The sequence below is a fragment of the Rhodococcoides navarretei genome (genome assembly GCF_038069675.1).
Taxonomy (GTDB): domain Bacteria; phylum Actinomycetota; class Actinomycetes; order Mycobacteriales; family Mycobacteriaceae; genus Rhodococcoides; species Rhodococcoides navarretei.
Window position 1 is genome coordinate 4,965,701 of sequence record NZ_JBBPCN010000001.1, and the last position, 23,127, is coordinate 4,988,827.

General features: G+C 65.7%; 21 protein-coding genes. 9 read left to right on the top strand and 12 right to left on the bottom strand.

Translation table 11 applies throughout. The features are described 5' to 3' along the window. The first annotated feature begins 231 nt into the window (after positions 1-231). The 4 genes from AABD04_RS23465 to AABD04_RS23480 are packed head-to-tail and all read left to right on the top strand — an operon-like array spanning position 232 to position 3,330. Entirely contained in the window at positions 232-951 is a 720-nt protein-coding gene (locus tag AABD04_RS23465) for a glycosyltransferase family 2 protein (protein ID WP_341442688.1), read from the top strand. Continuing rightward, complete coding sequence (locus AABD04_RS23470) at positions 948-1,943, top strand: acyl-CoA dehydrogenase family protein (protein WP_341442689.1); 996 nt, start codon at positions 948-950, stop codon at positions 1,941-1,943. Before AABD04_RS23465 ends, AABD04_RS23470 begins: the two co-directional genes overlap by 4 nt. Next, on the top strand, positions 1,937-2,686 hold the full coding sequence (locus tag AABD04_RS23475; protein WP_341442690.1) for a PIG-L deacetylase family protein: 750 nt from the start codon (positions 1,937-1,939) through the stop codon (positions 2,684-2,686). Before AABD04_RS23470 ends, AABD04_RS23475 begins: the two co-directional genes overlap by 7 nt. After that, positions 2,683-3,330 carry an SAM-dependent methyltransferase gene (locus tag AABD04_RS23480; RefSeq protein ID WP_341442691.1) on the top strand — a complete coding sequence of 216 codons (648 nt, stop codon included), beginning with the start codon at positions 2,683-2,685 and terminating at the stop codon, positions 3,328-3,330. The genes AABD04_RS23475 and AABD04_RS23480 overlap by 4 nt, the downstream gene beginning before the upstream one ends. A 25-nt stretch (positions 3,331-3,355) precedes the next feature. Here AABD04_RS23480 and AABD04_RS23485 read toward each other — a convergent pair whose 3' ends face one another. Both AABD04_RS23485 and AABD04_RS23490 read right to left on the bottom strand, forming a co-directional pair. After that, positions 3,356-4,096: a GAF and ANTAR domain-containing protein gene (locus AABD04_RS23485; protein WP_341442692.1), complete on the bottom strand. Its 741-nt coding sequence runs from the start codon at positions 4,094-4,096 to the stop codon at positions 3,356-3,358. Between the two features lie 101 nt (positions 4,097-4,197). After that, positions 4,198-5,223, bottom strand: a complete 1,026-nt coding sequence (locus tag AABD04_RS23490) for a zinc-binding metallopeptidase family protein (RefSeq protein ID WP_243609264.1) — start codon at positions 5,221-5,223, stop codon at positions 4,198-4,200. Between the two features lie 225 nt (positions 5,224-5,448). Between AABD04_RS23490 and nhaA the strand changes: the two genes are divergently transcribed. Then, complete coding sequence (gene nhaA / locus AABD04_RS23495; RefSeq protein WP_341442693.1) at positions 5,449-7,305, top strand: Na+/H+ antiporter NhaA; 1,857 nt, start codon at positions 5,449-5,451, stop codon at positions 7,303-7,305. A 90-nt stretch (positions 7,306-7,395) separates the two neighbouring features. On the opposite strand, the gene AABD04_RS23500 is transcribed toward nhaA, so the two are convergent. After that, entirely contained in the window at positions 7,396-8,481 is a 1,086-nt protein-coding gene (locus AABD04_RS23500; protein ID WP_341442694.1) for a DNA polymerase domain-containing protein, read from the bottom strand. Between the two features lie 2 nt (positions 8,482-8,483). Continuing rightward, positions 8,484-9,533, bottom strand: coding sequence for an ATP-dependent DNA ligase (locus AABD04_RS23505; RefSeq protein ID WP_335741850.1), 1,050 nt, complete (start codon positions 9,531-9,533; stop codon positions 8,484-8,486). 86 nt (positions 9,534-9,619) lie between these two features. Here AABD04_RS23505 and lppU point away from each other — a divergent pair, with 86 nt between their 5' ends. After that, a complete protein-coding gene (gene lppU, locus AABD04_RS23510) occupies positions 9,620-10,219 on the top strand; it encodes an LppU family putative lipoprotein (RefSeq protein WP_341442695.1) in 600 nt (199 codons plus the stop codon). Further along, the gene (locus tag AABD04_RS23515; RefSeq protein ID WP_341442696.1) at positions 10,216-11,658 is read left to right on the top strand and encodes an MFS transporter; all 1,443 of its coding nucleotides are present in this window, start codon (positions 10,216-10,218) and stop codon (positions 11,656-11,658) included. Before lppU ends, AABD04_RS23515 begins: the two co-directional genes overlap by 4 nt. 30 nt (positions 11,659-11,688) lie before the next feature. On the opposite strand, the gene AABD04_RS23520 is transcribed toward AABD04_RS23515, so the two are convergent. The 5 genes from AABD04_RS23520 to AABD04_RS23540 all read right to left on the bottom strand — a co-directional run bounded on the left by AABD04_RS23520 (position 11,689) and on the right by AABD04_RS23540 (position 16,292). After that, a complete protein-coding gene (locus tag AABD04_RS23520) occupies positions 11,689-12,567 on the bottom strand; it encodes a universal stress protein (RefSeq protein WP_341442697.1) in 879 nt (292 codons plus the stop codon). 115 nt (positions 12,568-12,682) lie between these two features. Beyond that, positions 12,683-13,297: an Rv1733c family protein gene (locus AABD04_RS23525; protein ID WP_341442698.1), complete on the bottom strand. Its 615-nt coding sequence runs from the start codon at positions 13,295-13,297 to the stop codon at positions 12,683-12,685. A gap of 97 nt (positions 13,298-13,394) precedes the next feature. Then, positions 13,395-14,243, bottom strand: coding sequence for a hypothetical protein (locus tag AABD04_RS23530; RefSeq protein ID WP_341442699.1), 849 nt, complete (start codon positions 14,241-14,243; stop codon positions 13,395-13,397). Continuing rightward, positions 14,240-15,127, bottom strand: a complete 888-nt coding sequence (locus AABD04_RS23535) for a universal stress protein (RefSeq protein ID WP_341442700.1) — start codon at positions 15,125-15,127, stop codon at positions 14,240-14,242. The genes AABD04_RS23530 and AABD04_RS23535 overlap by 4 nt, the downstream gene beginning before the upstream one ends. Positions 15,128-15,269: 142 nt before the next feature. Next, positions 15,270-16,292 carry an Acg family FMN-binding oxidoreductase gene (locus tag AABD04_RS23540; RefSeq protein ID WP_341442701.1) on the bottom strand — a complete coding sequence of 341 codons (1,023 nt, stop codon included), beginning with the start codon at positions 16,290-16,292 and terminating at the stop codon, positions 15,270-15,272. Between the two features lie 249 nt (positions 16,293-16,541). Between AABD04_RS23540 and ilvD the strand changes: the two genes are divergently transcribed. Further along, the gene (ilvD, locus tag AABD04_RS23545; protein WP_341442702.1) at positions 16,542-18,272 is read left to right on the top strand and encodes a dihydroxy-acid dehydratase; all 1,731 of its coding nucleotides are present in this window, start codon (positions 16,542-16,544) and stop codon (positions 18,270-18,272) included. 184 nt (positions 18,273-18,456) lie between these two features. On the opposite strand, the gene AABD04_RS23550 is transcribed toward ilvD, so the two are convergent. Further along, the gene (locus tag AABD04_RS23550) at positions 18,457-20,562 is read right to left on the bottom strand and encodes an MFS transporter (protein WP_423228184.1); all 2,106 of its coding nucleotides are present in this window, start codon (positions 20,560-20,562) and stop codon (positions 18,457-18,459) included. Positions 20,563-20,700: 138 nt separating this feature from the next. Here AABD04_RS23550 and AABD04_RS23555 point away from each other — a divergent pair, with 138 nt between their 5' ends. Further along, on the top strand, positions 20,701-21,372 hold the full coding sequence (locus AABD04_RS23555; protein ID WP_335741842.1) for a TetR/AcrR family transcriptional regulator: 672 nt from the start codon (positions 20,701-20,703) through the stop codon (positions 21,370-21,372). 86 nt (positions 21,373-21,458) lie between these two features. Here AABD04_RS23555 and AABD04_RS23560 read toward each other — a convergent pair whose 3' ends face one another. Together AABD04_RS23560 and AABD04_RS23565 are read right to left on the bottom strand one after the other, a co-directional pair. Further along, entirely contained in the window at positions 21,459-22,115 is a 657-nt protein-coding gene (locus tag AABD04_RS23560) for a S1 family peptidase (protein ID WP_243609277.1), read from the bottom strand. Positions 22,116-22,181: 66 nt separating this feature from the next. Beyond that, entirely contained in the window at positions 22,182-22,913 is a 732-nt protein-coding gene (locus AABD04_RS23565) for a DUF6319 family protein (RefSeq protein ID WP_341442704.1), read from the bottom strand. Positions 22,914-23,127: the final 214 nt, after the last annotated feature.

Below are 23,127 nucleotides of genomic sequence, written 5' to 3' on the forward strand. Positions count from 1 at the left end.
CCATTAACACATACCGCCCCGACATTTGCTAATCGGATATCGACGAAACGGGCGAAAGAAACCTCGGGTACGAGTATGTTCCCGCAACCGGTCCCGGGCGCTGTCGGACCAGGCCGCGGCGCATGTGTCGGCAGCCGGGGAACGGGTATGTGCAGGGGAAGTACATCCCGTCCAGACACCGGCGGATTCCGAAACGGACTTCTCCTGTCCGGTGTCCGAAGAGGGTGGACCGTGATCTCCGATGCTTTCCCCCATACCCCCGTCAGCCACATCGTCGTCGTCGTACCTGCGCACAACGAGCAGGATCTGCTCGACGCGTGTCTGACCGCCCTGTCTCGAGCGCAGCGTCGCGTCGTCGAGGTGACCTCGGTCCCCGTTTCCACGATCGTGGTGCTCGACGCGTGCACCGACGATTCTGCGAGCATCACCGCACGTCACCCGTTCGTGTCGACAGTGGAAGTAGCTCACCGCAACGTCGGAGCGGCCCGGGCAGCAGGCTTCTCGGCGTCCGGCACCGAGCACGGAGCAACCACCTGGTTCGCCACCACCGATGCCGACACCCGGGTGGGTGAGGACTGGCTGCTCGGCCATCTCCGGCATGCCGCCGAGGGCGCTCGGGCAGTGGCGGGAACGGTGATCGTCGACTTCGAGGACCGCTTCCGGGAGGACGTTGCCCTTCGGTCGTCGTACGACGTGCAGTATCGACACGAGGTCGGCCACCCACACGTCCACGGGGCCAACCTCGGGGTCCGGGCGACGGACTATCTCTCCGTCGGCGGATTCGCGCCGTTGACCACCGGCGAGGACCACGATCTGGTCCGACGCCTCGAGCTCGGCGGCATCGTGTGCCGTCGGGTGTGCGACATTCCGGTCACGACGTCGGGTCGCCTGCGTGGCAGAGCGCCCGACGGCATGGCCGGATTCCTACGTTCCCTGGAGCCCACCGCATGAGCGAGACCGGTTTTCTCGAATCCACCGACCGAGCAAACCTCGACACCGGGCTGCGCGCCGCGTTCTTGGCGTTCGAGGCGGACGGCCGTCTCGACCTGGCGCTGCCCGGCTCGGGATACACCGATCTGCGTTGGCAATCGCTCGCCGCGCTGAGCCGGCACAACACGGTGCTGGGCCGGTGGTCCGAGGCGCACACCGACGCGATCGCGATCCTGCACGAACTCGACGGCCCGACGCCACAGCGTGGGCAGATCTGGGGCGTGTGGGCCGCGGAACCGCCTGCGCCGATTCTCGAAGCGGTACTGGACGATTCGGGCTGGGTTCTCACTGGGACCAAACCGTGGTGCTCAGGTGCGTCACTGTGCACGCATGCGTTGGTGACGGCCAGGGTGGAGGGAAGTCCGCGGCTGTTCGCCGTCGATCTGACCCATCCGGGTGCAACTCCGGTTCCCGGCACGTGGCATGCGGTGGGGATGAGCAAGAGCGATTCCGGTTCGGTCGCATTCGACAGTGTCCCCGCCGTCGCGGTCGGCGGACCGACCGACTACCTCACCCGGCCGGGCTTCTGGCACGGGGCAATCGGCGTGTCGGCAGCCTGGTTCGGTAGCGCGTGCGCGGTGGCGGACACGCTGCACGCCGCCGTCCGCGACCGGCCGGACCCGCACCGCGCTGCCCACCTCGGTGCCATCGCTGCGGCCCTCGGGGCAGCGTCGAGCGCACTGACCACTGCTGCAGCCGAGGTGGACGCGGATCCGTTCGACCGCTCCGGGCGAGCCCGAACCCGAGCCCGCGTCGTGCGCGCGGTGGTCGAGGACGCGGCGACACAATGCATCGACCGCGTCGGCCGCGCCCTCGGTGCCGGCCCACTGTGCGGCGACGCCGAACACGCCCAGCGCGTCGCAGATCTCACCGTCTATCTGAGGCAGAGCCACGCCGAACGAGATCTCGAAGCTCTCGGGCACGACATCGCCGAAGAGGAAAACCCATGGTAGAGAACGCATTCGACGCCGAGGCTGATGTCGGCACCGCCGAGTCGGACTGGATGTCGGCCGACTGGTCCATCCCGGGCTTGGACTGGAAGGACGTCGTCACCATGGTTGTGGTCGCCCCGCACCCGGACGACGAGGTACTCGGTGTCGGCGGCCTGCTGTCCCTGGCTGCGGCAGCAGGGGTCGACGTTCGGGTGGTCGCCGTCACCGACGGCGACGGCTCCCACCCCGGATCCCCGTCCGTGACGGCGCAGGACCTGAGGGCACGACGCCCCGTCGAGTCCGAGCGTGCGTTGGCCGAGTTGGGAATCGACCACTCTCCGACGCGTTTGCAGATCGCCGACGGTGCGGTCGAGGACCACGAGGCTGCGGTGGCCGATGCGCTGATACCGCTGCTCGACGCCACTCCCGGCACCTGGTGCCTGACGCCCTGGCGCGGGGATGGCCATCCCGACCACGAAGCCACCGCACGTGCCTGCCTCACTGCGGCGAGCGCGGTCGGGATACCGGTGGTGGAGTATCCGATCTGGATGTGGCACTGGGCAACTCCCGATCATCCTGCGGTGCCGTGGACCCGCAGTCGCCGGATCGATCTTCCCGCCCACACACTCGAGGCCAAGCGAGCGTCGATCGAGCAGTTCGATTCTCAGATTCGCCCCCTGTCGGATCACCCCGCGGATCGAGCGGTGTTGCCGCCGCACGTTCTCGCTCGATACCGTCGACCGTTCGAGGTGGTGTTCGCGTGAGCCAGGGTTCTCGCACCAGTCTGGGTGCCGAGTATTTCCGCACCGTGTATGCGGTGAAAGACGATCCGTTCATGCTGGACAGCAAGTGGTACGAGCGTCGCAAGTACGCCCTGACCTTGGCATCGCTGCCGAAGCCGCACTATCGGCGCGCACTCGAACCCGGCTGTTCCATCGGTGTACTCACCGAGCAGCTGGCGGCCCGGTGCGATCACGTGGTGTCCACCGATGTGGTGGACAGTGCCCTCGATTCCGCGCGTAGGCGCGTCGGTGATACTGCCGCCGTCGAATTCGCGCGGTGGTCTCTTTCGGACGACTGGTCGACTTTGCCCGCACCCGAGGAGATGTTCGATCTGATCGTCGTCAGCGAGGTCGGGTACTACCTCGATGCCGACGACCTGACGTCGGCGATGGCCCGAGCTGTCGAACACCTGGAGGTCGGCGGCACCCTGGTGGCGGCACATTGGCGCCACGAGGTGGACGACTATCCGATCCCGGGCGATCGAGTCCACGAGATCATTGCTTCCACACCAGGATTGGCGTTGCTCAGCCGCTACCTGGACGAGGACGTTCGGATCGAGGTGTTCGTCGCCTCGGACGGTCCGGCGGCGTCGGTCGCGAGCACCGACGGCCTCGACGTGCGCTGACCGGGCTCGATCCTGTCGACGGGCCTCAGTCGGTCGACTTCGCCGCGTCGATGACCAGCCTTTCGGCGAGGTCGGCGAGTTTGACGTTGGTGTCCTGAGACAGCTTGGCCAGCAAAGCAAATGCCGCTTGCGAATTCAGGTTGTACCGCTCCATCAGCATGCCCTTGGCCTGACCGATCAGATCTCGGCTCGTCAACGCGGCCCGGATCTGTTGTTCCTCGCGTGCGGCGGAGAACGCGATGGCCGCGTGCGCAGCGAACAGCGAGCCGATCGACTCGGCCTCGGCAGTGAACGCGTTGGTACGGGTGGAGTGCAGGTTCAGTGCGCCGAAGTTGACTCCCTCGACGTAGAGCTGGAAGCAGATCATGCTCTTGACCCCGAGCGCGGACGCCGCATCGGCGAACAGTGGCCAGCGGGTGTCGCTGTCCATGTCGTCGATCCTGATGGTCGTCTGTTCGATCGCCGATTCGAGGCACGGTCCCTCGCCCAGCTGCTCCTGGATCTTGTCGCAATGGCCGGCGGGTTCTCCCGACAATGCGGCGCTGTGTACGAACTTGCCCTGCAGCACGGTGGTGATGGACGCGAACTCGGCAGACGGGACGTTCGCCACCGCGGACTCGGTGATGACGGCCAGAACTCGATCCGGATCGGAATGCTGGCGCCGCAGCTTTTCGGCAACCTCGGCCAACCGTCGACTCAGCTCGAAATCGGTGACCGGCGGGCGAGTGCCCGTCGAATCCACTGTCTGCTCGCTGATGGTCGTCACCTCGTCCTGCTCATGCACAGGGGACGTACCCCGGCATCGGCGGTGTGCCGACAACACAGGATACGCCCCTGATGGCAAAGCTCAACGACCGTTAGCGGGCGTCAGAGGGTGCTGGGTGCAATCAACGAGTGCACGTACCCGATTTTCTTCACGACGGTCGCCGGCAGCACGAACGGATAGAGGTCCTGGTGGCCCATCGAGCGGTTGATCTGGTTCAACGCCCACGACAACGGCAGCCACCAGTCGATGATCTGATCGAAGCCGACATCACCCGGCAGCGGGCTCTCCAGCGTCGAACCGGCCGGGGCCATGCCGAACGCAGCGGCCGTGTCGAGGGTGTCGCGAATGTGCAGGTAGTGCGCGAAGGTCTCGGCCCAGTCCTCGGCGGGGTGCATGGTGGCGTAGGACGAGACGTAGTTGTCTTCCCAGCCGTCGGGCGCACCTTCGCTGTAGTGGCGATCGAGAGCGTCCTGGTAGCTCGAATCAGGATCTCCGAACAGTTCCTCGAACGCCGCGCGATGTTCGCCGTTTCCGACCAACACCATCTGGTAGTAGTGGCCGATCTCGTGCCGGAAGTGTCCGACGAGTGTGCGGTAAGGCTCCGACATCGCCACTCGTAGCTGCTCACGGTGCACGTCGTCGCCCTCGGCCAGATCCAGAGTGATCAGCCCGTTGTCGTGGCCGGTCATCACCTGCTGGTCGGCGCTGGAGAGTAGGTCGAACACCAGACCGGTCGTCTCGTCCTCGTCCCGGCCGACGATGGGCAGTCCCAGTTCGGTGAGTTCGAGGACGACGCGACGCTTGTTGGTCTCGGCGTCGGCGTAGGCGGCCATCGCGTCAACGTCGTCGTCGGCGGGGCGAGTGCGGGTGAGCCGGCAGGAGACGCAGAGATCGTCGGTGTCGGTGGTGTCCACGAGCCAGTTGCACCGCGCAGTGTTGAGGTTGGCGCACATCTTCCACGTGGTGCCGTCCACCTCGGCCTCGGCGACCCCGTCGTCCGCCTTGTCGGGGAGCACCAGCAGGGCTCTGCTCGGCAGATGGAAGCCGAGTGCACTCGAGCAGCTCAGACACAGTGAGTTCTCGAACGACAGCTTCTGTCCGCATTTGCGGCAGATGAAATCACGCATGGATGTTCCTTCGTGGCAGGGGCGAGTCGGACCGGTATTCCCGTTTTTGGCTGGACTAATGCCGTTCGTCGAATATGTCGTGCACATCTCTCTCGCCGTGCGGTGGGTTCGACAGCGCAATACCGTTACTCTGCGGGCCTGTCACCTGCGAGGAAGCAAACCCTCGACGGTCGCGTTGGTACAGACTGCTTCACAACCACTCTCCGAGAGGATCCGGGCCGGAAGATGGCAGATCAGATCACGCCGACGACTCGGCCGATGGCACGGTTCGTCGAACGGATCTCGCGGGCTCGCGGCGAGAAGAACAGCGAGACCCTGGCGGCAGGCTTTCTGCTCGCGGCGACACTGATCGCGCTGATCTGGGCCAACTCACCCTTCGGCGAGACCTACCAATCGTTCTGGCACACCGAGCTGTCGGTCACCATCGGCGAGCACGGCATCTCCCTCGACCTCGCGCACTGGGTCAACGACGGACTCATGGCGTTGTTCTTCTTCGTCGTCGGTCTCGAGGTCAAGCGCGAGTTCGCGATGGGTGAGCTCACCGACCGATCCCGTGCCGCGATACCGATCGTCGCCGCCGTTGCCGGCCTGGCAGCACCGGCGTTGCTGTTCCTCGCCTTCAATCCGTCCGGCCCGGCCGCGCAGGCGTGGGGCGTCGTCATCTCCACCGACACCGCGTTCCTGCTCGGGGCACTCGCCGTCCTCGGACCGAAGAAGGCTGCGCGGCTGCGCATCTTCCTGCTCACCCTCGCGGTTGCGGACGATGTGGGTGCACTGGCGATCATCGCGTTCTTCTACACCGACAACCTCGACGTGGTGCCGTTGATGCTGGCGTTCGTCGGGCTCGGGCTGATCTTCCTGCTGCGCCGGCTCGAGGTGTGGCGCGGCGTCGGATACTTCGTGGTCGCCCTGTTCACGTGGGTTGCGATGTACGAGTCCGGAGTTCACCCCACCCTTGCCGGAGTGATGATCGCGCTGATCCTTCCCGTCTACCCGCCGCGCCGCACCGAGGTGGAACGCGCGTCGGACCTGACGCGCGCATTCCGACAGTCGCCCAATCCCGAGTACGCCCGCGCGGCCCGCCTCGGACTCGATCGCGCGGTGTCGGTCAACGAACGTCTCATGCGGCTCTACCAGCCGTACACGGCGTTCATCATCGTGCCGATCTTCGCGCTCGCCAACGCCGGAGTGGTGCTGAGCTCGGACACTCTGAAAGCCGCAGCGACCTCGACGCTCACCTGGGGCATCATCGCGGGCCTCGTCCTCGGCAAGCTCGTCGGAATCACCGCTGCATCTGCCGTCTTCGCGAAACTGCGACCGTCGTCCCTCGCTCCCGGGCTGACGCTCTCGCATATCGCCGGGGGTGCGGCGATGTCCGGAATCGGGTTCACCATCTCGCTGTTCATCATCGACCTCGCCCTCGACGACGAGTTGCTCGCCGACGAGGCGCGCGTCGGCGTGTTGGCGGCATCGGTGATCGCCGCAGCGCTCGGTTGGATCCTGTTCCGCGTCGACGCGAAGATCCATCCCCCGAAAGCCGAAGCGTCCCTGCGCATTCTGCGTCCGGTCAGCGCCAAGCGCGATCACATCCGCGGTCCGGTGGACGCACCGTTGACCATCGTGGAGTACGCGGATTTCGAATGCCCGTTCTGCAGCAAGGCCACCGGCAGCGTCGCCGAGGTACGCAAGCACTTCGGCGACGACCTGCGCTACGTCTACCGGCACCTGCCGCTCGACGACTACCACCCGCACGCTCGGTACGCCGCCTACGCCAGCGAAGCCGCGGCAGCGCAGGGCAAGTTCTGGGAGATGGCCGACGTGCTGTTCCGCAACAGTGACGCACTCGAACCCGACGACATCGACGGCTACGCACGCGAACTGGGCCTCGACATGGACAAATTCGAGGACGACATCCGCACCGGCGACCATGTCGTTCGCGTCGAGGACGACGAACTCGACGCGTCGTCCTCGGACGTGGACGGCACCCCGACGTTCTACCTGGGACGCGGCGACAAGGACCTCATCCGACACGTCGGACCATACGATGCGGCGACGTTGATCCGGGAACTCGAATCCATGTGAGCGTGGGCAAGGATGCACAGAACACGGCTGAATCGACGGGATCCCGTCGATGCGGCCACGTAGTGTGCACTCCTGCCCGGGCCGAGCGAGCTAGCTTTCGGTGCGATTACCCTCCGCATCCCAGTGCTCGGCAACTTTTTTCGACGGCTGCACCCGTGGCGGTTCGCCCGGCATCTTGGGGTAGTCGGGCGGGAAGTTGAGTTCTCCGCCGGGCAGTGTTTCCCACAGGTGCAGAAGGGGTTCGAGAGCGTAGGCCTTCTTGTCCATGTCGGCCCACGGATCGCCGTCCTGAATCAGCTCCGGCACTGTGACGAGGTTGAATTCACGTGGATCGGTGACGTCGGCCAACTGAGACCACGTCATCGGGGTGCTCACCGGCGCGCCCGGCCGAGCCCGCAGACTCCACGCGCTGGCGATGGTTCGGTCTCGGTTGTTCTGGTTGTAGTCGATGAAGATGCGTTCTCCGCGTTCCTCTTTCCACCAGTTGGTGGTCACCCCGTCGTCGCGCCGTTCGAGTTCACGGCCCAGACCGATGGCCGCGTGGCGCACCTGCTCGAAGGTGTACTGCGGCTCGATGCGAACGTAGATATGGATACCCCGATTGCCGCTTGTCTTCGGGTAGCCGCGTAAGCCCAACTCTTCCAACAGCTCTCGGGTCACGTCGGCCACTCGCAGGGCGTCCGCGAACGTGGTCCCGGGCTGCGGATCGAGATCGAGCCGCAGCTCGTCGGGATGGTCCACCTCCGGTCGACGTACCGGCCACGGGTGAAACGTCAGCGTGCCCATCTGCGCCGCCCACACCAGCGCGGCCACTTCCGACGGGCACAGCTCCTCGGCCGTGCGCTTGCTGGGGAACGCGATCTTCACCGTCTCGATCCACTCGGGCGCACCCTTGGGCAATCGCTTCTGATAGAAGCCGTCACCCTCCTTGTCCTGGGGGCCGAGCGCCAATCTCATGCCCTCGCGATAGCCGTCGGGCCATCGTTCCATCGCGGTCGGGCGGTCTCCGATCGCCCGCATCAGCGGCTCACCGACGGCCGCGAAGTACTCGCACACCTGCAGTTTGGTGATCTCAGGAGTGCGTTCGGTCGCCTCGTAGATCACGCGATCCGGACTCGACACTCGCACGTCGCGTTCGCCGGCCTGCACGAACGCCGGTGGTGTTTTCGCGGCCATGGCTATCGTCCCCCGGCAATGACGTCGGCAACGTCGTAGCGCACCGGAACCTCGAGCTGGTCGTAGGCACACGAGCGCGGATCACGATCGGGTCGCCACCGCAGGAAGCGCGCCACGTGCCGCAGCCGTGCCCCTTCCATCTGGTCGTAGGCCACCTCGATGACCCGCTCGATGCGCACCGGGATCCAGTTGCGGTCGTTCGACGAATTCCAGCGGGTCGCTTCGCCGTCGTACGTGACGTCGTCGCCGAGTCGGAGCGGTTCGAGTTCTTCGAGCAATTCCAACCGGCGCTTGTCGGTGAATGCCGACGCACCGCCGATCATGCGCAGATCGTCACCGTCGTAGAGGCCGAGCAGCAGCGATCCGATCCCGTTACCGGACTTGTGAATTCGATAGCCGATCAATACGCAGTCGGCGGTACGCGCATGCTTGATCTTGATCATCTCGCGCTTGTTGGGCAGATAGACCCCGTCGAGTCTCTTGGCCACCACACCGTCGAGTCCGGCACCTTCGAAACGCTCGAACCAATCCTCGGCCACCGCAGCGTCGTCGGTGGCGGAGGTGACGAAACAGCTCGGTCCACCCGTGCCGACCGCGTCGAGCAATCTCGCCCGCCGCGTCGAGAACGGCTCGCTCGTCAGGTCCTCGTCGCCGACGGCCAACAGGTCGAAGCCGATGAACTGCGCCGGAGTCTTCTCCGCAAGCATCGTCACCCGACTCGCCGCGGGGTGAATTCTTTCCGACAGCGATTCCCAATCGAGACGAGTGGAACCGTCCTTCTCGCGCGGCACGACGATTTCACCGTCGACGACGATCTTCTCGGGCAGCTCGGATTTGATCGCCTCCACCAACTCCGGGAAATAGCGGGCCAGGTCCTTGCCGCCGCGGGACCCCAGCACCACCTCGTCTCCGTCACGGAAGACGATGGCCCTGAATCCGTCCCATTTCGGCTCGTACGACCACACAGCCGGCCCGTCCTCGGGCTGCGCGGGCACCACTTTCGCGGCTTTGGCGAGCATCGGTGCGACCGGCACGGCAAGAGGAAGATCCACGCAGTTCATCCTGCCTCATGCGGCCGACAAGCGAGTCGGATATTTTCTAGACGAACACGGTCGAACCTACGAGGGCAGGACTCACCATGGCGTCATCCAGTCGTTCGGTCCGCGCTCTCGTTCTCGCGCTGTTCGGGTGCGCAGCCCTGCTGCTCGGCGGGTGCGCGTCGGAGGTGTCCGGCACCGCGGTCGCGATCTCCGGCGCGACCATTCCGGCCACCACGACCACCAGTCCTCCCACCACCGCACCGCCCACCGACATCGACGACGGCGGCAGTGTCGACATCGATGTGGAGGTAGGTGAGTGCGTCACCCTGGGCGGTACCGTCGACGAGGCGGCCATCGCCAACGCGACCTGCGGATCTGCGCAGTCCAACTACGTTGTCTTCGCCAAGACGCCGACCTCGGCCGAGTGCCCCGAGGACGCCGATCAGTACTACTACGAGACCTACTTCGACATCGAACAGGGAGCCCTGTGTCTGGACATCGACTGGCAGGTCGGCGGATGCATGGACCTCGTCGGTGAATTCGCTCAGCGGGTCGACTGCGCCACTCCCGGTGCCGACACCCGCCGCGTCGTGACCATCCTCGAGGGCACCTCGTCCGTCGACGACTGCCCCGATCCGGCGCTCTACGGATTCGAGAAGGAGTCGCGCAACTTCGTCGTGTGCGTCGAACAGTTGTGACCACTACCGACATCTCGCTGTCGAGCGCGCGGGGACGGTGGATCGTCGCAGCCACGGTGCTCGGCTCGGCTCTGGCGATGCTCGATGCCACCGTGGTCAACATCGCGCTCCCCGCAATCGGTCGCGATCTCGGTTCCGGCGTCACCGGCCTGCAGTGGACGGTGAGCGGCTACACCTTGACGCTGGCGTCGCTCATTCTGCTGGGCGGATCCCTCGGCGACCGGCTGGGGCGCAGACGGGTGTTCGTCTGGGGCACGGTCTGGTTCGCGGCCGCCTCGGTGCTGTGCGGACTGGCTCCGAGTATCGAGGTGCTGATCGCGGCGAGACTTCTTCAGGGCATCGGCGCGGCGTTGCTGACACCAGGGTCTCTCGCGTTGATCTCGGCGTCGATCAAGGCCGAGGATCGAGGGGCTGCAATCGGTCTGTGGTCGGGGCTGGGCGGCGTCGCGTCGGCGATCGGTCCACTGCTCGGGGGATGGCTGGTCGACGCCGTCGGGTGGCGATCGGTGTTTCTGATCAACGTCCCGCTCGCAGTCGTGGTCGTGTGGGTGGCGGCGAAACATGTTCCGGAGAGCCGGGATCCGCACGCATCCGGCCGACTCGACGTACCGGGCGCGGTGACGGTGGCCGCCGCACTCGGTCTGCTCACGTACGGCCTCATCGAGTCCCACGTTCTGCCGCTGGTTCTCGGTATCGCGGCCGTCGCACTGTTCGTCGTGATCGAGCGGCGCTCGCACGAGCCTCTGGTACCGCCATCGCTGTTCGCGTCGCGAGTGTTCTTGGCGGCCAACCTCGTGACGTTCGCCGTGTACGCGGCCCTGGGCGGAGTGTTCTTCCTGCTGGTGTTGCAGTTGCAGTTCGCCGTGGGCTACTCACCCATCGCGGCCGGGGTGGCCACGCTGCCGATCACCGCTCTCATGCTCGCCCTGTCCGCCCGCGCGGGGAGAATCGCCGGACGCATCGGACCTCGTGTTCCGATGACCGTCGGGCCACTGCTGTCGGCGCTCGGCCTGTTGCTGATGTTGCGCATCGGGCCCGGATCCACCTATGTCACAGACGTTCTGCCTGCGGTTCTCGTCTTCGGGCTCGGTCTGTCCGCTCTGGTGGCCCCGCTGACCGGAGCCGTGTTGGGTGCGGTGTCCACCGATCGCGCCGGAATCGCGTCGGGCGTCAACAACGCGGTGGCCCGCACCAGTCAGCTGCTCGCCGTGGCTGCCCTACCGGCGCTCGCCGGTATCGCAGGCTCCGATTACTCCGCGCCGGAGGTGTTCTCGGACGGATTCCACACCGCGATGCTGCTGTGCGCCGGACTGCTGGTGATCGGTTCCGTCATTGCCGCAGTACTGATTCGCGGAACCGGCCAGGACGCGTCGAACTGCCCACCGCACTGCGATATCGGCTCACCGCCGATGGCACCGCGGAGCAAGGACCAGGACTGAGCGCTCATCGCACTGGGTCACCGCACTGAGTCATCGCACGATGAGTACCGAGCAGTCGGCGTGGTGGACGAGGTTCTGACTGACCGATCCCAGAATCGTTCCGAGGAACGCACCCCGGCCTCGGCAGCCGACCACGATCATCGATGCCGACGCGGACATCGCACGCAGGCCTCGCGTCGGGCTCGACTGCGAGCTCACAGTACTCAGCGCCACATCCGGGTACTTCTCGTGCACGGTCTCCACATGCGTGTCGAGCCAATGCTGTTCGTGAGCCCGAATACTCACCCAATCGACATCCTCGAATCCTGTTCCCAGACCTGCCTGAGGGTCGAATCCCCAGTAGTTCACGGCGACCACCGGCGAGCCGAGAGTGTGCGCGATCTCGAGTGCGGCCCCGAGCGCCCGATCCGACTGCTCACTTCCGTCGACCCCCACCACGATCGGGCGGGCAGGGTCGGCACTGTCGACGGCGGTACGCATGAGCAGCACCGGGCACTGGGCATGCGTCACGACTCGTAGCGTGTTGCTGCCGAGAGTCAGGTCTCGCAGTGCGCTCGACTTCCTCGATCCCAGCACCACCAGTTCTGCGCCGGCATCCGCCACGTACGAGGCGATGGTCCCATCGGCTGTGACGGTCTCGACGGACACCTCGGGTGCTGCGTGATGAATCGCTGCCTCGGCGCGAGCGAGATGCTTGCGACCGATCGCGCGCAGGTCCCTTTCCAGCGCACCGCCGTCGACGAACGCCGCCGATCCGTACCAATCCCCCTCGGGGACTGCATGAACCAGACGCACGGGTGCGCGCACCTTCGCCGCATAGGCCGCCGCCCATAGCGCCGCGGCATCGGCCTCGCTCGAGCCGTCGATGCCCACCAGGATGGGAAGCATGCGGTCGGTGGAATTGCTCATGATTCTTCCTCGTCTCGTGGTCGACTGTCCGTGCAGCCGAATCGAATCGACCGTAGATCTGCAGCCGCGTCCACCTGCAGAGCACTTGGTCCATCATCGAGGTGGCCGAGGTCCCTCATGTCGAGTCTCCCTTGGTTCGACCACGTTCGGACTCGAACTTCAGCCAGTCGCGGTCCCACTGACGCATCCGCGCACGCCAACCGAAATACCTCGTCGCCTGGAGCGCGACGAGAACAACGACCGTGCAGGCCACCCAGAACCCAACGGCTGCACTGATTCCCACGACAGCATTCGAGGTGGAGGACGGCGGTTCCGCAACCCGCCTGCCCTCGGAATCGACTCGCACCGGAACTGTTGCCCCCTGTTCGGCTTCGTCCGGAACTCGAACCTCGTCGCTGTGCCGCTGTCCCGGTGGCCACTCCCAAGCGACCGTTGCGTAGTGCTCGGTCGGATCCAAGACTGCACTCTCTTCCGATCGCAACGTCGGTTCACTCGTCACCAGGGCATCGACCTGCTCAGTGGTGGCCCGCGTTCGGGCCGACGCGGCATCGAGATCGGCGTAGGTGAGCGATCCGAGCAGCGCGGAGAACGGGACGAGTCCCAGAATCACCGCCAGCCCACACGCAAAAACGAGGGCGGAGGTTCGATCACGGCCTCGCATCAGGGGATTGGTACTCCACGGTGCCAGGTGCCACCAGCGAGCGACCTCGAATCCGAACACCGCAACCACCCACTCTCCAGAATCGTGCGTCCTTCGAGTGTGTCGCAGCGGACGAAGAGCGCACCAGGGCACAAGGTCATGAAACTGCAGGTCATGAACGGCAAGCTCAACGGAAGAGGGCCGACACCTCGTCGAGATCGGCGTCGGTGCGACGACCACTCGCATCGAGTTCGACATAGAAAGTGTCGTAACCTCGGGGATCTGCCCCGCGCTCACCGGTGCTGCGCCGCTCGAACACTCGCGCATTCGGCCATCGAGAGCGCACTGCCGTTCCGAGGGTGTGCCCGTCCGGTGAGACCCCGCCGATCGGTCCGTACTCCGCGATCATCACGGCATGAACCACTGCCCCGATCGAGGCGGTGGTCACCGGAAAGACTCTCGGCCCCCGAGCCGTCGGGATGTCGACCGTGATGGAATCGGACGCCAGCACTGTCGTCATCGGTGCCTGCGCTGTCTCGTTGTCGGTCATCGTCGTGGCCTTCCGTCGTGCGGCGTTCGATTCCGGGTGAGTGTTGCGGCGAGGGCATGTCAGTTCGACGCCCGAGACCGACGTCGGGGTCACCTCGACCAGTCGGTGCATCGGTGGTTCGTCCGAATGCGGCTGCGGCAGAGCCTGTTCGATAGCCTCGCTTCTCTCGCCCGGAACGGCACGCGCGATACCGTGGACGACGACGGTGGAGACTGTTCCGCGAACGGAATCCTCGGCGTCGAATTCCAGCACGACCGACGAGTCGAGCATGCTGCGCCCCAACTGCGACCGCCCCGCTGCGTAGAAGTACACCCGACTCCCGATCCAGATGCAGGGCACGACGTCGACGGTCGGGCCGAAGTGGTCGTGGCCGATCGACCGAGCCATCGGCGCGTTACGTGCGAGTCGGCCGGCGGTGCTCGCGTCGAGGATGCGTCGACGTTCTTCGCTGTGGCGCACACGATTCGGAACCGTCCGGTTGGTCATCGGTCCCTGCAGATCATCACCGGGCAGTGCGCGCGCCGGGTGAGGTTGCTACTGGTCGACCCGAACAGTGCACTGGCCACCACACCTCGCCCGTGGCTGCCGACCACCACGATGCCGGCCCGTTTGGATTGCTCTATCAGTAGGTGTGCCGGGTTACCCAGCTGCACAACGTGTTCAACGGTGACGTCCGGATATTTTTCGCTCCACCCGGCGAGGCACTCGGACAGCAACAACTGCTGCTCGCGCTCGATCTCGGCATCGTCCGGCGATCCGGGCAGGGACAGAGCAGCACCCTGGGACAACGAGCTCCAGGCATGTGCGGCGATCATCGGCACCGCGAGGAGCGAGGCCAGCTCGAACGCGTGCTCGACCGCCGCCTCACTCGTCGCACTGCCGTCGATACCGACGAGAATCGGTGCGTCGACGGTGTCGATTCCTTCCCGCCACACGATCACCGGACACCACGCCGAGGTCGCGGTCTTCTGTGCCGTGCTCCCGAACAACGCAGACACGATGGGCCCTGAACCGGCATTACCGACGACCAGCATGCGCGCGGTGCGAGAGAGCTCGACCATCATGTCGCATGCAGGCACCTCCGCGACCGAGGTGGTCACCGCGATGTGCGGATGCCGCGCCAGTACTGCCGTAGCGACGTCGGTGACGATGCGTTCGGCCGCCCGACGCTGCTCGTCCCAGATGTCGGCGGGAACGACCGATGCGGACTCGCCCAAGTAGAACGTTGGATGCTGTACCGCCCCGGCGATGTGCAGCGGAGAAGTCAACCGCTCGGCCAGGGTTGCCGCCCAGAGTGCGGCGCCGACGCTGCTCGGCGAACCATCAACGCCCACAACGATGTTCTGATGATGTGCGAGAACCACGGTCATCTCCTGTCCTCGGTCTGAGACGAGCCACACGGTCGGGCCCGTCGACGGTCATCCGTTGTCGGATGCTCGCGTCCCATTGGACAACTCGACTACAGCCGCGCCACAGAGCATTTGGTCCCCAGTTCCGGTTCCTGGTCCCCGATCAGCGCGGCGTCGTTCTGCGCGATCCCCGTGCCGTACTTCGGGCGGCCACCGACAGCACCGACGACACCGCTCTACGCGGAGTCGGGGCGAGAGGCGAGCCGACGGCAGGCGCACCGATCCGAATCAGCACCTGCGGCACACCCTGTCCCGGGGCCAACGACTCGACCAGGCGGCGACTACCGGACTGCTCGGTCAAGTGAGTCAGTGGGCAGGTCGCCAGCCCGTCGGCGGTTGCGGCCAGCAGGAAGGCGGACATTGCGCGCCCGCACTGCAACCAGTCCAGACGCTCGTCCGACGCGGTACCGAGCAGCACCACCGTGGACTCGTCGGTCGCCGGCTCTCGTGTTTCCGTCCTGCCCGCTCGGTGCGGTTCGGGGAATTCACGGCCCACCTGCACCCTCGAGGACTCCGCGCGATCGGTGAGGGCCTCGGGCGGAATTCCTCCCGATCGGAACGAGTGTCCGGCCCACCACCTGATCTCGGCCTGATACGTCGAGTCGTACTTGCGAACGCTCGCGCTCAGCTTCGATGCCGCGGCCAGCGTCTCCTTGGATTCGTCCGACAGGAACGTGACTCGAATGTCGTCGCCTGCGTCGATCCGCCCGACGTACCGGGCCGGAATCCGGTTGTCGGGCACCGGGCCGAACGCCCGACGATCCGAGTGGCGGCGGTTGATCGCAGCCAGCAGGTCGAACTCGTGTGATCGAGGGTGCGCGTCGTGGGACAGTCGGACGCGCGCGAGATGGTCCGGCGCACCGGGCGTCGGCATCAGGTCGACGTCGGTGGTCCATCGAAAGGCCGCGGCTGCCGTACACAGATGGTCCAGCGCTGCCCCACAGCTGAGCACCATCTGCCGCTCGGTGGGATCTATCGCGCCGAGCAGTCGGGATCGGTCGGTGTACAGATCGAGTCCGTGTTCGGAGTGAACCCACCGCCACGGCTGACTGTTGTGCACCGACGGAGCGCGGCAGGCGAGCTCCACCAACATCTCCGTCACGGCCGAATCCGGCTGATCGTTCATCGTCTCTCCTCGACCTCCCACCGCGGGGCGGTGACTGTGTCCTCCACTGTCGGCCCGCGTCGGCGCTGTGGGACAGGGCCGATGGTCACTGCAAGGAGGGCACTTGTGGTGTAGAAACCCGGCCGAGGGTCAACCGCAGTGGCGATGCGCCGAATCCACGGGTTTAGTGTTGACGGTGAATGCGACCTCAGGAGCGGAACCTCCAGGACGCGACCGAGGATCCACATCCGCCGACCGCTCAGGAGCGTCATGACGACCCCGCAGAATCCCCCAGAAGAGCAGATCACCGCAGACGTCGACGTCAAGCCACGCAGTCGCGACGTCACAGACGGGCTGGAGAAGACCGCCGCCCGTGGCATGCTGCGCGCCGTCGGAATGGGCGACGACGACTGGAGCAAGTCCCAGATCGGCGTTGCGTCGTCGTGGAACGAGATCACCCCGTGCAATCTCTCGCTCGAACGGCTGGCGAAAGCCGTCAAGAAGGGCGTCCACGCTGCCGGCGGTTACCCGCTGGAATTCGGCACGATTTCGGTGTCCGACGGCATCTCCATGGGTCACGAGGGCATGCACTTCTCGTTGGTCTCACGTGAGGTGATCGCGGACAGCGTCGAGACCGTCGTCAGCGCAGAACGTCTCGACGGTTCCGTCCTGCTCGCCGGTTGCGACAAGTCGCTGCCCGGAATGCTCATGGCCGCAGCGCGTCTGGATCTGGCGAGCGTCTTCCTCTACGCCGGCTCCACCCTGCCCGGCTTCGCGACCCTGTCCGACGGCAGCGAGCATCAGGTGACGATCATCGACGCCTTCGAGGCCGTCGGTGCGTGTTCGCGCGGATTGATGTCCCGGGCCGACGTCGACACCATCGAACGCGCCATCTGCCCAGGCGAGGGTGCCTGCGGCGGAATGTACACCGCCAACACGATGGCCAGCGCAGCAGAGGCCATGGGAATGTCGTTGCCCGGCAGCGCATCTCCTCCCGCTCCCGATCGTCGCCGCGATGGATTCGCACACGCCAGTGGCGAGGCCGTCGTCGATCTCTTGCGACGCGGCATCCGCACCAGCGACATCCTCACCAAGGAAGCATTCGAGAACGCCATCGCCGTCGTCATGGCCTTCGGTGGTTCGACCAACGCCGTGCTGCACCTGCTCGCCATCGCCCACGAGGCACAGGTGGACCTGACCCTCGCCGACTTCACCCGCGTCGGCGCTAAGGTGCCGCACCTGGCCGACGTCAAGCCCTTCGGCAAGCACGTCATGACCGACGTCGACGCGATCGGCGGAGTGCCGGTGGTCATGAAGGCCCTGCTCGACGCCGGCCTGATGCACGGCGACTGCATGACGGTGACCGGAAAGACCGTCGCACAGAACCTCGCTCACATCGCACCGCCGGACCCCGACGGCAAGGTGCTGCGCGCACTCGACAAGCCGATCCATCCGACAGGCGGCATCACCATCCTCGAAGGCTCACTCGCCCCGGGCGGAGCGGTGGTCAAGTCCGCAGGCTTCGACTCCGACGTGTTCGTCGGCACGGCACGGGTTTTCGAGCGTGAGCGCGCAGCCATGGACGCTCTCGAAGACGGCACCATCGCAGCCGGGGACGTCGTGGTCATCCGCTACGAAGGCCCCAAGGGCGGGCCGGGGATGCGCGAGATGCTCGCGATCACCGGTGCCATCAAGGGCGCGGGACTCGGCAAAGACGTCCTGCTGCTCACCGACGGCCGATTCTCCGGCGGCACCACCGGCTTATGCGTCGGGCACGTGGCACCCGAGGCAGTCGACGGCGGACCGATCGCCTTCGTCCGCGATGGTGACCAGATCCGACTCGACGTCGGCAAGGGCACCCTCGACCTGCTCGTCGACACAGCCGAACTGGACTCCCGCGCGCAGGGCTGGGCCCCACTGCCGCCGCGCTACACCCGCGGAGTGTTGGCCAAGTACTCCAAGCTGGTCGGTTCGGCATCGAACGGTGCGGTGCTGATCTAGCACCACCCCCTGCTGCCCGCCCCACCCCCTGCCGCGTCAATGGACCACTGCATACGTCTCGGCGGTGCAGCGGTCCATTCACGCAAGAACACCGTGCGCGTGAATGTCACCCTGCAGACGTCTCGGCGGTGCAATGGTCCATTCACGCGAGCGGGGAGGGTTGGTGAGCCGGGTCAGGGCGGAGCTACAGCGGCATTGCCCACATGGAGCTCGAGCGCTCCTTGAATGCCGTGCAGTTCGCGTGTTGCGTGCTGGCCCGCTGGTAGAAGGTCTGCAGCGGCGCGGTGGGTTCGGCAGGCTTCGGTGCTGGCGCAACTGGAAGATCGCTGAGTTCGAGCGCAGCATCGAGAGCTTCCTCGGCCTCGACGCGCCTGGTCCGCGCCAGATTCGACAGCGCGAGCTGATGGATCGTCACCCGATCGCCGGACTTGCCGGCCACCGCGGCCGCACCGGTGCCGGACGCATCGAGCTCGTACACCTTCGAAGCCAGCTGATAGATGCTGGGGCGCTCCAGTTCGACGTCCACCAGAGCCGGCTCGGCCACGGTCCGCAATGTGTGCTTCGAACCGGCCTTGTCGGGCTTTGGTGCCGACGGCCGCTCCAACAGCTGCTCGAGCTCGGCGACCTCACGATCTGCTGCAGCATTCTTGGCCTGCGGTGCGACGAAGGGCACGATCGGCTCGAACGCGATCTTCTCCGACGACGTCGAAGCCACCGTTTTCGACGGGATCAGCAGCGCCACGATCACGGTGCCGACGCCGAACACCACGGCAGCAACCACACTCGTGTGCACCACCGCGTCCCCGAACGCCGCGACAGCATTCGCTTCGAGATTGTCGGCGAACCCACCGAGGAAGGAGTTCTGGTCGCGGATGATGTCGGAGACGATCACCGCACCTGCGAGCGAATCCTGAGACGCAGCAAGCCCTTCCGCTGCCTGCCCGGTGTACTGGCCGTTCGGCTGCTTACCGGGGAAGGTCTGCAGAAAGCTCTCGATTCCCTGACGGTAGGACGCGGCGAGCACCGACCCCAGCACGGCGATACCGAGCGATCCGCCGAGTTCGAGTGCGGTGTCGTTGAGACCGCCGCCCACCCCGAGTTTGCTGTCCGGAAACTCGCCCATGATGGCGTCGGTGCAGGGCGAGACGGAAAGACCGATCGCGAGACCCAGCAGCGTCAGCACCGGCAGAAAGTCAAAGTACGTTGCCGCCGAGTCGATTCCGATGAGCGAGACGACCGACAGCGTTCCCACGATCATGCCTGCGGTGACGGTGATACGCGGTCCCAGTTTCGGCGTGAGCCACATCGTGATTCCCGATCCGACGAAGACCGCCCCTGCCAGAGGCAACAGGTGCACACCGGTGGACACCGGGCCGTAGCCGAGAGCGAACTGAAGGTACTGGGCGACGAAGTAGATCGCGCCGAACGTGACGAGGAAGAAGACGAGCACCGCAAGGGCGGCGCCGCTGAGGATGCGGGAGGAGAACATTCGGACGTCGAGCAGCGGATTGGGATGGCGCAGTTCCCATCCCACGAAACCCAGGACCGACAGCAGCCCGACCAGCGCGAAGTACAGCGGCCCGACCGTCCAGCCGAAGTGCATCCCCTCGATGATGGCGTACACGATCGTCGACACGGCCAGCACCGACAGCAGTCCACCGATCCAGTCGATCGCCCCCGGCGCGACGGCTCGTGACGGCGGGACCAGCACGACAGCTCCGACGATGGCGGCCAACGCAATCGGAACGTTGATCAGGAACGTCGAGTGCCAGGTGAAGCTCTCGAGCAGCCAGCCGGCGAGCAATGGCCCGGCCGCGATCGCGAGCCCGGAGGTGGCCGCCCACACGGTGACGGCAGTGGCGCGCTCACGCTTGGGGAACGTCGCGACCAGCAGCGACAGTGTCGCGGGCATGACGATCGCAGCCGCGACACCCATGACGATGCGGGCGAGGATGACTCCAAGGGTTGCATCGGTGAGCGCCCCGGCCACCGAACCGGCAACGAAGATGATCAGGCCGAGAATCAGCGCGCCGCGGCGGCTGTAGCGATCACCGATGACGCCGCACAGCAGCATCAACGACGCGTAGGGGACGGTGTAGCCGTCGATCACCCACTGCAGGTCGCTGCTCGTCAGACTCAGATCGAGTGTCATCGACGGTGCGGCGACCAACAGCGACGTGTTGGCCATGACCACGATCAGCAGGCTCAGGCACAACACCACCAACGCCGACCAGCGTCGCGGGTACGGTTTGTGCATATCTTGGACAGGCGTCATCGCAAGCAGTGTCATCGTGTGTTCCCCCCCGTTGGCAAAGTGCGAGACACACCTTGCACAGTGCTGTGCAGCTTAGGAAGCTTCGGCTAGGATCGGCAATCTTTTGTGGCGGCAACCACACTCTGCGCCCGCGATCGTGCTAGATCTTGTCCTGTGCGTAAGACGACGGAGTCGGGATCGACTGCACGGGACGCGGCAGCGCCGCCCGTGCAACGGCGTGACGCCAGGTCCAACCGAGCACGAATTCTGCATGTCGCACAAGGGGTCCTGGCAGACAATCCTGATGCAACCATCAACGACGTCGCCGCCGCTGCCGGAGTGGTCCGGCGAACCGTCTACGCCCACTTCGCCTCTCGCGAAGCTCTGATCGACGGTATCGCCCTGGAGGCAGCCGAGCGGATTTCGGCTGCGCTCACTCGAATTCCTGCAGCAGACGAATCGGCGGTGACGGTGTTCGTTCGACAGACGCTGGCTCTGGCGCGCGTCGGAGATCAGTACCGGCTACTGCTCGCGGTCGCGCGATCCGATCTGGGACACAACAGCATTCACGATCTACTGACTCCGATGCGCGACGCGGCTGCCGCAGTCATCCGTCGAGGACAGCGCGAGGGTGTGTTCTCGTCCTACCTCGCCGCAGAGGTTCTGATCCTCAATATCGAGGCCATTGCGCTGTCGATCCTCGACGCCACCAACGCCGGGTTGCTCGGTGACCCGGCGGGAGCGGCAACGACGTCGAGCTTGGTGTTGCTGGGAATCGCGCCGGACGACGCGGAACGCATCGTCGCGGACGTTCGGTCGGCCGATTCGTCCGCTCGCGCCCGCTGAGAGCAGCACGGCCCCCGCGAACGACGAAGGCCCCGTTCGCGCAGTGTGATTGCGCGAACGGGGCCTTCGGCCGATAACCGAGAGATCTAGGGTGCCGGAACGAATCCTGCGCCGAGTCCGTTGCCCTGGTCGACGTTGCGAAGGATCGCGTCGAAGTTGGTGCCGACCTCGGGGCCGAAGCACGCGACGCCGAGGTAGGCGTTGACCATGCCGACGAGGGTGTTGCCGACGACGACCGGGCTGCCCGAGTCACCTTCGACGACGCACAGCTGAGCCCAGGTCTCCTGCGACTGCAGGATGTCGCCGTACGCGAGGCCGCAGGTGTTGCCGGTGGTACGGCCTTCCTTGCAGACGATGTTCGGGAACGCCGTCGGCGGGCCGACCTGAGAGATGGTCACGTTGCCGACGCGGTTGATCGGTGCGACCTTGTCACGCTGGAATTGGATGAGGGCGTAGTCGTACTCCGGGTTGGAGAATACGATGCGCCCGACCTCACCGAGGGAGGTGTCGTACTCGGGGACGATGGAGGCACCCGCTTGGCCACAGTGACCGGCGGTGAAGCCGACCAGGTTTCCGTTGCGGTCGTTTCCGATCGTCGTCAGCGTGCACTCGGCCTGGCCTCCGACGATGATTCCCGAGCCGCCGCCGAGAGCTGCTGGAGTGGCCGCGGATGCGGTCCCCACGCCGACGCTGGCTACGATTGCAGCCGCCCCCACGACGACGAGCATGAATTTCTTGAACATGTACTCCCTCTCAGCGTTGTCGGCAGAACCCTAGCAACAAGAGGTGTACGAACACGAGCGAGTCGCTCATACGTCCTGCTCGAGGGCGGCAAGCGTCGTGCGCGCCTCCTCCAATTGGCGGCTCAGTTCTGCAACGCGACGAGCAGCCTCCTCGCGCGCGTGGGAGATGACGGCCTCGACCGCGTCGCGTGCGATGGGATCGCCCAACTCTCGAACAGCGCGGCTCACCGACTCCGGGCTCACCGATTGCGCCTTGGTGGGCCGCTTCGCGCCCTGAGTGACCGTGACCGACCAATCGTTGTCGGCCCCGGCATGAATGGTGACGCTGATTCCGCCCGGTGCTTTCTTCTGTCGACGCGGAGTCGGACCGGGCGTAGGCACCTCCGATCCCGTCGACGCGGTAGGAGCGGATGCAGTCGAAGCCGTCTGTGCAGTGGCTGCGGCCGGTCGCTTCGGGGTGGGGGCCGATGCGGGTTCTCGAGCCGGTGCCGATGCCGATGCCGGGATTCGCTTGGCGGCCGGTCGTTTCGCCGGTGCCGGTGGGGTCGCGGGATTGCGGGTGATCCGCAGTTCCTCTGCCTCGTAGGGCAATTCGTCGTTGACGCCCTTCGGGCTGATCGTCACCGTGTTGCCGTCGATCGACACGACTTTCGCCGAGGTCCCGTCGGGCAGACCGAGGCTCGGGTTCGGTTCACGGAGATAGACGGTGGCCCGACGGCCCTCGGCGAGCGCCGCAGCCAGCGTCGTCAGATTCTCGGGAGTCAACGAATCGTTCACGGCGCGCCCACGGGGTGGCATCGACTACCGGCCTTTCTCGAAAGTGTTTGCGAATACTGTCGCACAGATGCACGCGCGATGTCGCCGTGCGGCGTGGGGCGCGTCGGATCGATGCACGAAGTATTATCTGTTAATCCAAGTAACTGTAACCGCAAGTAACTGTTACTTGGATTAACACTTAGATTGGGGTGGCCGAGAAGGCCGATGTCGACAACTCTATACGACAGCCGTCGTA